Origin of the sequence: Streptomyces capoamus (assembly GCF_014654935.1) — a bacterium.
Taxonomy (GTDB): domain Bacteria; phylum Actinomycetota; class Actinomycetes; order Streptomycetales; family Streptomycetaceae; genus Streptomyces; species Streptomyces capoamus.
In genome coordinates this window covers 267,289-278,300 of the sequence record NZ_BNBF01000005.1, presented here as the reverse complement: position 1 = coordinate 278,300, position 11,012 = coordinate 267,289, and the positions used below count along the sequence as shown (strand labels likewise).

Sequence of the window (11,012 nt, the reverse complement as noted above, 5' to 3'; positions counted from 1 at the left end):
GTGCGGAACGCCCAGTTCGCCACGGCGCGGGCGATGAGCTGTTCGAGTTGGCGCGCGTCCCCGACGCCTTCCTCGGCCGCCTTGGCCAGGGTCTTCTCGATGACGGGGACGACCGGCTCGAAGGTGGCGTCGTCATGGACGAAACCGCGGGCCAGGAAGTCGGGGGCCTCGGCGAGGGCACCGGTGTCCGCGTCGACGATCGCCACCACCGTGACCACGCCTTCGGAGGCGAGGGTGAGGCGGTCCTTGAGGGACGCCTCGGTGGCGCCGCCGACCTCCATGCCGTCCACGTAGACGTTGCCGGCGGGAACCTTGCCGGTGATGGCCGCGCGCCCGTCGACCAGGTCGACGACGACACCGTCCTCGGCGATGACGACCCGGTCGGGGTCGACACCGGTACGGATGGCGAGGTCGGCGTTTGCTCGCAGGTGGCGCCATTCGCCGTGTACGGGCATGACGTTGCGGGGCTTGACGATGTTGTAGCAGTAGACGAGTTCGCCGGCGCTGGCGTGCCCGGAGACGTGCACCTTGGCGTTGCCCTTGTGGACCACGTGGGCGCCCCACCGGGTGAGGCCGTTGATCACCCGGTAGATGGCGTTCTCGTTGCCCGGGATCAGGGAGCTGGCGAGCAGGACGGTGTCGCCCTTGCCGATGCGGATCATGTGGTCGCGGTTGGCCATCCGGGACAGCGCGGCCATCGGTTCGCCCTGGGAGCCGGTGCACACCAGAGTGATCTTGTGGTCCGGGAGCTTCTCCAGCTCCTTCGTGCTGACGACCAGACCGGAGGGGACCTTCAGATAGCCCAGGTCACGGGCGATGCCCATGTTGCGGACCATCGACCGGCCGACGAAGGCGACCTTGCGGCCGTGCTGGTGGGCGGCGTCGAGGACCTGCTGGATGCGGTGCACGTGGCTGGCGAAGCTGGAGACGATGACCCGTCGTGGCGCGGTGCGCATCACCTGCTCGATCGCCGGGTTCAGCTCTCGCTCGGAGGTGGTGAAGCCGGGGACTTCGGCGTTGGTCGAGTCGGTGAGGAACAGGTCCACGCCCTCCTCGCCGAGTCGGGCGAAGGCGCGCAGATCGGTGATGCGGTCGTCGAGGGGGAACTGGTCCATCTTGAAGTCGCCGGTGTGCAGCACCATCCCGGCCCGGGTGCGGATCGCGACCGCGAGGCTGTCGGGGATGGAGTGGTTGACCGCCACGAACTCGCAGTCGAAGGGCCCGAAGCTACGCCGGTCACCCTCGCGTACCCGCACGGTGCGCGGCCGGATGCCGTGTTCCTTGAGCTTGGCCTCCAGGAACGCCAGCGTCAGCTTGGAGCCGACGACGGGAATGTCGGACCGCTCGCGCAGCAGGTACGGCACGCCGCCGATGTGGTCCTCGTGGCCGTGGGTGAGGACCACGGCCACGATGTCGTCCAGCCGGTCCCGGATCGAGGTGAAGTCCGGCAGGATCACGTCCACGCCGGGCTGGGTCTCCTCGGGGAACAGCACGCCGCAGTCGACGATCAGCAGCTTGCCCGCGTGCTCGAAGACGGTCATGTTGCGGCCGATCTCACCTAGGCCGCCCAGGGCAATGACCCGCAGCCCTCCTTCGGGAAGAGGCGGGGCGGCTTTCAGTTCGGGATGCGGATGACTCATACCCTGACGGTACCCGGAGTGCGGCGCGGGATGATCCATTGCCTGCCGGATCCGAGCGCTCGATTCGACCCGCAGTAGGATGCCGACGGCCGAGCAGGGACACGCGGCTGTCGGTTTCCTGTCCGGCGGACGCGTCAGGGCCGGAGCGCTCGTGGCACCCCGGCCCGGACGAGTGTCCGGTCAGGTCACGAGGAGGGCAGCTCCCCGCGGACGGTGCGGGCGGCGGCGACCAGGTTCTCCAGGGAGGCCCGGGTCTCGGGCCAGCCGCGGGTCTTCAGGCCGCAGTCGGGGTTGACCCAGAGCCGTTCGGCGGGGATGGCCTCCAGGCCCGTGCGCAGCAGGTCGGCGGCCTCCTCGGCGCTCGGGACGCGAGGGGAGTGGATGTCGTAGACGCCGGGTCCGGCCTCGCGCGGGTAGCCGTGGGCGGCGAGCTCGCGGGCGACCTGCATGTGGGAGCGGGCGGCCTCCAGGCTGATGACGTCGGCGTCGAGGTCATCGATGGCCCGGACGATGTCGCCGAACTCGGCGTAGCACATGTGGGTGTGGATCTGTGTGTCCGGGCGCACACCGCCGGTGGTCAGCCGGAAGGCTTCCGTCGCCCAGTCCAGGTAGGCCGGACGGTCGGCCGCGCGCAGCGGCAGGGTCTCGCGCAGCGCGGGTTCGTCCACCTGGATCACCGAAGTGCCCGCCGCCTCAAGATCGTCGACCTCGTCGCGCAGGGCGAGGGCGACCTGCCGGGCGGTGTCGGCGAGGGGCTGGTCGTCGCGGACGAAGGACCAGGCGAGCATGGTGACCGGGCCGGTGAGCATGCCCTTGACCGGCCGAGAGGTGAGGGACTGGGCGTACGTCGTCCAGCGCACCGTCATCGGCTCGGGGCGGGAGATGTCGCCGGCGAGGATCGGCGGGCGGACGTAGCGGGTGCCGTAGGACTGGACCCAGCCGTGCCGGGTGGCGAGGTAGCCGGTGAGCTGTTCGGCGAAATACTGGACCATGTCGTTGCGTTCGGGCTCGCCGTGCACCAGGACGTCCAGGCCGGTCTTCTCCTGGAAGGCGATCACCTCCTGGATCTCCGCCTTGATCCGTTCCTCGTAGCCGGCGGTGTCGATGCGGCCGGCTCCCAGATCGGCGCGAGCCGTGCGCAGTTCGCCGGTCTGCGGGAAGGACCCGATGGTCGTGGTCGGCAGGAGGGGCAGGCGCAGGTGGGCCCGCTGGGCCGCGGTGCGTTCGGCGTAGGGCTGGGAACGGCGGGTGTCGGCGTCGGTGACCGCGGTCGCGCGAGCCCGCACGGCCGGGTCGTGAGTGATGGGCGAGCCTGCTCGTGAGGCAAGGTCGGCGCGGTTGGCGGCCAGTTCGGCGGTGATCGTGCCGGTGCCCTGGGCGAGGCCCCTGGCGAGCGTGGCGACCTCGCGTGTCTTCTGCTGGGCGAAGGCGAGCCAGCGCAGGATCTGCGGTTCGATGTCGCGTTCCGCGGTGGCGTCGAGCGGGACGTGCAGCAGGGAGCAGGAGGCGGCCACGTCGACGCGATCGGCCAGTCCGAGCAGGGTGCCCAGGGTGGTGAGGGACTTGGCCAGGTCGTTGACCCAGATGTTGCGGCCGTTCACGACTCCGGCCACCAGGCGCTTGCCGGGCAGACCGCCGACGGCGGCGAGGTCGTCGAGGTTGGCGGCGGCGGCCTCGGTAAAGTCCAGGGCCAGGCCCTCGACCGGGGCCTTGGCGAGTACCGGCAGGGCCTCGCCGAGCCGGTCGAAGTAGGACGCGACGAGCAGCTTGGGCCGGTCGGTGAGGGCGCCGAGGTCGCGGTAGGCGCGGGTGGCGGCGTTGAGTTCGGCCGGGGTGCGGTCCTGGACGAGGGCGGGTTCGTCCACCTGGACCCACTCCGCGCCCGCGGCCCGCAGGTCGGCGAGGACTTCGGCATACACCGGCAGCAGCCGGTCCAACAGGGTGAGCGGCTCGAAGTCGGCCGGTGTGCCGGGTGCGGGCTTGGCCAGCAGAAGGTAGGTGACCGGGCCGACCAGCACGGGCCGGGCGGTGAGACCCAGTGCCAGCGCCTCCTTCAGCTCGTCGACCTGCTTGGTCGCGTCGGCGGCGAAGACCGTGTCCGGACCCAGCTCGGGCACCAGATAGTGGTAGTTGGTGTCGAACCACTTGGTCATCTCCAGCGGCGCGACGTCCTGGGTGCCGCGGGCCATCGCGAAGTACCCGTCGAGCGGATCGGCGTCCACGGCCTCCCGGTGGCGGGCGGGGACGGCGCCGACCATGACGGTGGTGTCCAGGACATGGTCGTAGTACGAGAAGTCGCCCGTGGGCACCTCGTCGATCCCGGCCTCGGCGAGCTGCTGCCAGTTCGTACGGCGCAGGCCGGCGGCGGTGGCGTGGAGGGCGGCGGCGGTGATGAGGCCCTTCCAGTAACCCTCGATCGCCTTCTTCAGTTCTCGGCTCTGTCCCTGGCGGGGGTAGCCGTACACGGTGGCCCGTGCTGCCGCGGCTGCGGGCTTGGTGGTCACGGAGATCTCCTTCGCGAGATGAATCCCTGAGATCCCGGGACCGGGACGAGAGCGCGAAGGGGTGACGGAACCGGACGGGTACGAGCCCGCGCGGCACAGCGCGGTCCTCCGCCTGGTTCGGTCGCCGACCCGCCCTCGAGGTCACCGGGATGTCCGCGCGCGAGTGGTTCGCACACGGGCAGTTGGCAGGTCTTCGGACTCGCGGGCACGTCTCGTACGAAGTCGTAGGAGACACCTACTGGCCGTCGCTTCCCAGACCCTCCCGGGGCCCAGTGCGTATGACGGCGGTCGTTCCCGCTCACCGCTGCGGGGCAGTCCCGGATTCCCACCGGGTTCCCTCTTGCGACGCATCCCGCCTGGCGGACGGGGCGAACCAGCTGCACGGGCCAGCCTACGGGGTCATCGTGGGAGAGGAGAGCGGGACGCTCAACATCCGCACGGTGAGGCGGACCACGTTCGCGCCGGCCAGATCTCACCCGTAACCGAGCCCCCGGCCGGGAGCGAACCGGCCTGGGGGCACCCCCGGAACTTCGCTTGTTCGTCATCTACAGGCGGCCATTGGCGCCACGCCCCGCTCGCTCTGAGTCAGTCCACTGGAGCGCCCCCCTCACCCGGACCTGAGAGAGGACGCACGTTGGGACGCATGCTCAAGCGCGGGCTCATCACGCTCGCCGCCGTCGGCCTGGCTTCATCCGTACTGCCGGCCGCCACCGCTTCGGCGGCCGACAGCCCACTGACGCTCGCCGTGTTCGGAGACTCGCCGTACGGAAAGTCGGCGTATGCGCCTGGGGGCCAGACCGCCGACACCTCGCAGTTCCGGAAGGTCCCGGCGTTCATCGGTACCATCAACAGCGATCCCACGGTCAGCGACGTCATCCAGGTGGGCGACATCCACTCGGGCAAGGAGTTCTGCACCGAGGACTACGACGCCTCGATCGCCACCACGTGGCAGACCTTCAGCAAGCCGCTCCTCTACACACCGGGCGACAACGAGTGGGCCGATTGCCACAAGGCGTCGAGCCTCACCTCGCCCGGCCAGGGCGGCGGCTTCTACGACCCGAGCCTCGGCGCGATCAAATACATCGGGGCAAGTGGTCTGTCCACCGACCCCGCGGACTGCGTCAGCTACCGCTGCGGCAACCCGCTCGACAACCTCGCCAAGATCCGCCAGGACTTCTTCGCGCAGCCCGGCCACACCCTCGGCAGCGGCACACTGAACGTGGTCTCCCAGGCCACCGCCTACGACCCGAGCCACCCGGGCGACGCCCAGTACGTCGAGAACGTGATGTGGGCACAGAACGACATCGTCTTCGTGACCATCAACGTGCCCGGCGGCTCGAACAACGACGCCGACCCCTGGTACAAGGTGCCAACCGCGACTCAGGCGCAGACCGACGAACGGACCGACCGGGCCGCGGCAGACGTCCGCTGGCTCGATGCCGCCTTCGCCGACGCCCAGGCCAGGCACGCCAAGGCCGTAGTGATCTCGACGCAGGCCGACATGTGGGACCTCGACGGCAAGAGCAAGGACCACCTGACGAACTACGAACCGATCATCAGCGAAGTGGCGGCGAAAAGCACCGAGTTCAAGCGTCCGGTGCTCATGCTGAACGGTGACTCGCACCTGTACCGCTCGGACAACCCCCTGTCGCCCACGGCAGCTTGCACCGGCGAGACGGACCCTGCCACCGGCTCCGGCATATGCACCCACGACCCGGGCAACAACGCGTGGATCGAGCACCCGTACTACAACGTTCCCAACTTCCACCGCATCGTCGTACACGGCAGCACCACACCGCTGGAATGGCTCAGACTGACTGCTGACCCCAACGCCAACCACCCCGCCACCGGCACCACGTACGGCCCCTTCAGCTGGCAGCGCATGCCACAGCCGCAGCTGTAGCCTGCTGATCACACACCCCGGCCACCCGGTCCGCGACGGACTTCGTGGCCGGGCGGGTCCTCGCCGGCTCCCCGTCCCCCGCGCCCCGCCCGTTCCCGGGGACGTCCCCGGCGTCCCACGGGACGTGGGAACGGCATTCTTACAGCTCGTCACGGAAACGCTGGCTGTCGTGATCACGGTGCGTGGTCACGAGAACGACAGCCCGGAGGTTTCCATGATCCGACGCACCCTGCAGAGCGGCCTGCTGGCCGCGGTCGCGGTGCTCGCCGTCCTGCCCACGGCGGCCGGTGCCGCCCCGGCGGGCGGCACCACCCCGTACCCCACGCCCGCGGCCGGTGTGCGGCACACCCTCCCCTCGCAGCCGGCCAGGCACCGCACCGCCCGCCACCACCGCAGCGTCATCGTGCGGACTGCGTCGCACCGGCGTGGCATCCCCGTCGTGGGCCACGTGGTCACGCACCGCCTCACGCTGAACGTCCGCTCCGGCCCGGGCACCGGCTACCGGGTGGTCGGCCACCGGCGCCACCACCGGCTCGTGGCCCTCACCTGCAAGCGCTACGGCACCGGGGTGTTCGGCAACCACACCTGGTACCGGCTGTCCCACCACAGGGGCTATGTCTCCGCCCGCTACGTCAGGGTCGACGCCCCGCTCCCGTGGTGCTGACGATCCTCCACCGCCGTACCCCCTGAACCGCCGCCCACCCCGACCGTCGAGGCCTGTTCGAGGACCACGCATCCCCGAACAGGCCTTCGACGCGCTCATGTGCCTCACCCTCCTCACACCTCACTGAGTGTTGCAACCGCCTTCCCCTCGGGAAGCCATTCCGGCATCAAGGGCGAAGCGCCCATAGTGGAAAAGGAGTCGAGGGACGCACCATGCCCCACCCCGAAAAACCGACCGCGCCCGACGAACCGTTGCTGGCCAGACTGCGGGAACTGAAGGACGGTACGGGGCTGAGCCTGGCGGCGCTGGCGGCGCGCACCCCGTACAGCAAGTCCGCCTGGCACCGCTACCTGACCGGTGCTCAGCGGCCACCGCGGCCGGCCGTGGAGGCGCTCACCCGGCTGGCCCGCGTCGACCCCGACGCGGTACTGGCCCTGTGGGAGGCCACCGAGCACACCGCCGACGGGCCGTCGCCCGTGAGCACCCCGGACGGGATCGGACCCCGGCGCGCGGGCGGGCGGCGGTGGCTGCCACTGTGTGTGCTCGCGCTGGCGGGGGTGACGGCCGTGGTGGGCGCCGCCGTCGCCGCGCACGACCGGAGCGGTTCCACCGGTACGCCGGTCGTGATGGCGGTCCCGCACTGCCACAGGCCGTCCTGCCGGGGCCAGTTGCCCGACGCGACGGCCTGCGCACGCGACGCGCGGACCACCAGCACCGTCACCGACCCCGCGTACACCGTCCGGCTGCGCTACTCCCCGGCCTGCGGTACCGCCTGGTCGGAGGTGCGGGTGCGCTCCCCGCACGCCCGCGAGGTCTCGGTACGCGCGGGCCGGGACGTCCTCTCCACGACCTACCCGGCCGACGACACCACCGGCTACACGAGCCCGATGCTCTCCGTGCGCTCCCCCCGGGGCGTCGAGGCCTGCGCGGAGGTGGCCGAACAACTGGCCTGCACCGGGCTGGACGTCCAGGATCCGGACGAGGGCTGATCCCCTGCCCGGAGCGGGCGACGGTTCGCCCGCCGAGCCGTTGGCCGGGGCCGCCCGAGTACGGCATGCGGCCGGAGTACGGCAGGGGGGCGGTGCGGGTGGTCGTCGGCGCCGACCGGCAGTTGAACGGGACAGGGTGCAGCGTCCGGCGCGGGCACTGATGCCCTCGGACTCCCCGTTCCGAGTCAGCGAGGTCTTCGACCCGGTCAGACCGGTTTCCCGCAAGCTCCTACACGCGCGGCCGGCGGGGGCTTCCGGGAGGTTGTGCTGCAGCTCCGGCGTCGGCACCGCTGCCCCGGGGCCGGCATCGAGCCGACCGTCACCAAGGTGCGCTCGGGGCGAGGTGGAGCTGAGCCGGATCACCGGTGCCAAGACTCCCTCCGGGATCCCGCTCGACGGCGGACCCGCCGTCCCCCGACCCAAGAACACCAACGCTCCCTTCCGCGGCCTCGGCACCAGCAAGGCCGCCCTCGTGCGTCGCAACGGCTGAGAGCCGTTGCCCTGGCGGCGGTGCGCCTCACCTACGAAGTCAACGCCTTTGGCCGCGGGAGGGATGCCCGCCGAAACTGAAGCAGGATGATGTTGCCGGCGCCTCGCACTGCGCCCGGCATGACAAGCTGTGCTTGCCCATCCCCCCCGAACCCAGGAGGTCACCATGACCGCAGAGCCCGTATCTACGGAAGGTTCGGAGCCGGCCGCCCCCGAGACGTCCCCACTGGAGCCGGACAGCGACGGCAACTACGACCTCAAGCGCAAGTTCCGCGAAGCCCTGGCGCGCAAGCGCGGTGCGTCGGCGGATGCCGCTGATGTTGCCGCCAAGTCCGATGCGTCGAAGGTGCGTTCGGCGCATGGCCCGGCTGCGAGCCAGCGGTCGTTCAGGCGCAAGAGCGGCGGCTGAGTCGATGAGTCCCGCGATCTAACCGCTTCACCGGCATTTGCGCCATCCACTCGCGGGTCCCATGCAGTGGCCCGCGACGTGCGCATGCCCGTGCGCGCGTTGCGGGCGGGGCGTAGCCGGCGGACTCGCCTGGGGGGAATGGACCAGATGCGGTTGGTCCGGGTCGGTGGCGCCGCCGAACTGAAATTCCGGGATGAGAGCTGATCGACGGTCTGATCCTGATGACCTTCGATATGGCCGCTCCCGTGCGTGCGCCGGAGACGCCCGCCCGCACCTCACGCTGGGCGCGCCCCCCAAAATCTGTGCCCGCGAGCTGAGGTTTCAACGGAACAGGCAGACAGATTCTCTACCGCATTAAGCGGGGGTGGGATTCTTCACCGTACACAGGCCGCTTCGGCGTGCTACTGTCGATCTCAGTTGCAGTCGTGGTTCCCAAAACTTCAAGTGCCCACCAGGCGGCGTTGGCCACTGGAAGCACTTTTGTTATCCGGTCTTTTCCCGGCGGGGTGATCATCGCGGCGACACGGGGTCCGTGCAGTGCGGATCCCGATGAACTGCCCCAAAGGAGAAATGACATGGCTTCTGGTACTGTCAAGTGGTTCAACGCGGAAAAGGGCTTCGGCTTCATCGAGCAGGACGGTGGCGGCGCTGATGTGTTCGCCCACTACTCGAACATTGCCGCCCAGGGCTTCCGTGAGCTGATCGAGGGCCAGAAGGTGACCTTCGACATCGCGCAGGGCCAGAAGGGCCCGACGGCCGAGAACATCGTCCTCGCCTGACGCTGACCGTCGCGTACTTGTAGCTGGGGCCCGCGTCCTTCGGGGTGCGGGCCCCAGCTACTCGCATTTTCCCGCAGTGGTTCCGACTGCGGGGCATCGTGCAGGGGTGCATGCATCCCTGCACAGTTTCATCGCGGCGGACGCCCGAACATTGCGTCCGCTTCGCGCCACTCATTCCAGCTTCTGCGCCGCACGGATCTTTCGTCGGTCAGATTCGCTGTCGCATTCCACCGGTTCATTCTTGCAATTCTCTGTGCTGCTGATCGCTGCGGGAATTCCTTGATATGTGCCGCATCGAGGAAGGTTCCGCATGAACCGCACACGCACGAACGACCGCTTCAACCGCACCCGTAACGGCAGTGCCGAATCCGGAAGGGGCGGCAGCCGATTCGGTTCGTCGGCCAGGAGCCGCTCCGGCGGGCCGGGCCGTTCCGGTGGTTACGGCCGCCGGCCCGCCGCGGTCCAGGGGGAGTTCGCGCTGCCCAAGACGATCACTCCCGCGCTCCCCGCGGTGGAGGGCTTCGCCGACCTCGACATGCCCGCGGCGCTGCTGGGCGCGCTCAGCTCGCAAGGCGTGACCGTACCCTTTCCGATCCAGGCCGCGACCCTGCCGAATTCCCTCGCCGGCCGCGACGTACTGGGCCGTGGCCGCACCGGCTCCGGCAAGACCCTCGCCTTCGGGCTGGCGCTGCTGGCCCGTACGGCCGGGCAGCGCGCCGAGGCCAGGCAGCCGCTGGGGCTGATTCTCGTGCCCACGCGTGAGCTGGCGCAGCAGGTCACCGACGCGCTCGCCCCGTACGCCCGCTCCGTGAGGCTGCGGCTGGCCACGGTGGTGGGCGGAATGCCGATCGGCAGGCAGGTGAGCGCGTTGCGCGCCGGCGCCGAGGTCGTCGTCGCCACGCCGGGACGCCTCAAAGACCTCATCGACCGTCACGACTGCCGACTGAACCAGGTTTCCATCACCGTCCTCGACGAGGCCGACCAGATGGCCGACATGGGCTTCATGCCGCAGGTCACCGCCCTCCTCGACCAGGTCCGCCCCGAAGGCCAGCGCATGCTGTTCTCCGCCACTCTGGACCGCAACGTCGACCTGCTCGTGCGCCGCTACCTCAGCGATCCCGTTGTGCACTCCGTCGACCCCTCGGCCGGCGCGGTCACGACGATGGAGCACCACGTGCTCCACGTTCACGGCGCCGACAAGCACACGGCCACCACCCAGATCGCCGCACGCGACGGTCGTGTGATCATGTTCCTCGACACCAAGCACGCCGTCGACGGCCTCACCGAGCACCTCCTGAACAGCGGGGTACGGGCCGCCGCCCTGCACGGCGGGAAGTCACAGCCACAGCGCACCCGCACGCTGGCACAGTTCAAGAGCGGGCACGTCAACGTACTGGTAGCGACCAACGTCGCGGCGCGCGGCATCCACGTCGACAACCTCGACCTCGTCGTCAACGTCGACCCGCCGACCGACCACAAGGACTACCTCCACCGCGGCGGCCGTACCGCCCGCGCAGGAGAGTCCGGCAGTGTCGTCACCCTGGTCACCCCCAACCAGCGCCGCGGCATGACCCGCCTCATGGCAGCGGCCGGCATCGTCCCGCAGACCACCCAGGTCCGCGCCGGCGAAGAGGC

8 protein-coding genes, 1 pseudogene and 1 riboswitch are annotated in these 11,012 nt (G+C 70.0%); of the genes and pseudogenes, 7 read left to right on the top strand and 2 right to left on the bottom strand.

All coding sequences use genetic code 11. The annotated features are described in order from the left end of the window. Both IE312_RS11045 and metE read right to left on the bottom strand, forming a co-directional pair. Positions 1 to 1,640: ribonuclease J (locus IE312_RS11045; RefSeq protein ID WP_189980710.1), on the bottom strand; the 1,640-nt coding region annotated here is incomplete at its 3' end. Between the two features lie 185 nt (positions 1,641 to 1,825). Then, complete coding sequence (gene metE / locus IE312_RS11040) at positions 1,826 to 4,144, bottom strand: 5-methyltetrahydropteroyltriglutamate--homocysteine S-methyltransferase (RefSeq protein ID WP_189980708.1); 2,319 nt, start codon at positions 4,142 to 4,144, stop codon at positions 1,826 to 1,828. A gap of 167 nt (positions 4,145 to 4,311) precedes the next feature. Next, positions 4,312 to 4,537: riboswitch (cobalamin riboswitch) on the bottom strand. Positions 4,538 to 4,787: 250 nt separating this feature from the next. Between metE and IE312_RS11035 the strand changes: the two genes are divergently transcribed. The 7 genes and pseudogenes from IE312_RS11035 to IE312_RS11005 all read left to right on the top strand — a co-directional run. Next, positions 4,788 to 6,047 carry a hypothetical protein gene (locus IE312_RS11035; RefSeq protein ID WP_189980706.1) on the top strand — a complete coding sequence of 420 codons (1,260 nt, stop codon included), beginning with the start codon at positions 4,788 to 4,790 and terminating at the stop codon, positions 6,045 to 6,047. A gap of 214 nt (positions 6,048 to 6,261) precedes the next feature. Continuing rightward, complete coding sequence (locus tag IE312_RS11030; RefSeq protein ID WP_189980704.1) at positions 6,262 to 6,711, top strand: SH3 domain-containing protein; 450 nt, start codon at positions 6,262 to 6,264, stop codon at positions 6,709 to 6,711. A 212-nt stretch (positions 6,712 to 6,923) separates the two neighbouring features. Beyond that, the gene (locus IE312_RS11025; RefSeq protein ID WP_189980702.1) at positions 6,924 to 7,700 is read left to right on the top strand and encodes an XRE family transcriptional regulator; all 777 of its coding nucleotides are present in this window, start codon (positions 6,924 to 6,926) and stop codon (positions 7,698 to 7,700) included. Between the two features lie 294 nt (positions 7,701 to 7,994). Then, a pseudogene (locus tag IE312_RS11020) lies at positions 7,995 to 8,190 on the top strand (DEAD/DEAH box helicase); the annotation flags it as partial. Between the two features lie 165 nt (positions 8,191 to 8,355). Further along, the gene (locus IE312_RS11015; RefSeq protein ID WP_189980700.1) at positions 8,356 to 8,598 is read left to right on the top strand and encodes a DUF5302 domain-containing protein; all 243 of its coding nucleotides are present in this window, start codon (positions 8,356 to 8,358) and stop codon (positions 8,596 to 8,598) included. 575 nt (positions 8,599 to 9,173) lie between these two features. Then, a complete protein-coding gene (locus IE312_RS11010; RefSeq protein WP_043505040.1) occupies positions 9,174 to 9,377 on the top strand; it encodes a cold-shock protein in 204 nt (67 codons plus the stop codon). 310 nt (positions 9,378 to 9,687) lie between these two features. Beyond that, positions 9,688 to 11,012: DEAD/DEAH box helicase (locus IE312_RS11005; RefSeq protein WP_229899510.1), on the top strand; the 1,325-nt coding region annotated here is incomplete at its 3' end.

Coding starts and splice junctions, on each gene's coding strand:
- IE312_RS11035 (WP_189980706.1), top strand. CDS start 4,788: ATGCTCAAGCGCGGGCTCATCACGCTCGCCGCCGTCGGCCTGGCTTCA.
- IE312_RS11030 (WP_189980704.1), top strand. CDS start 6,262: ATGATCCGACGCACCCTGCAGAGCGGCCTGCTGGCCGCGGTCGCGGTG.
- IE312_RS11025 (WP_189980702.1), top strand. CDS start 6,924: ATGCCCCACCCCGAAAAACCGACCGCGCCCGACGAACCGTTGCTGGCC.
- IE312_RS11015 (WP_189980700.1), top strand. CDS start 8,356: ATGACCGCAGAGCCCGTATCTACGGAAGGTTCGGAGCCGGCCGCCCCC.
- IE312_RS11010 (WP_043505040.1), top strand. CDS start 9,174: ATGGCTTCTGGTACTGTCAAGTGGTTCAACGCGGAAAAGGGCTTCGGC.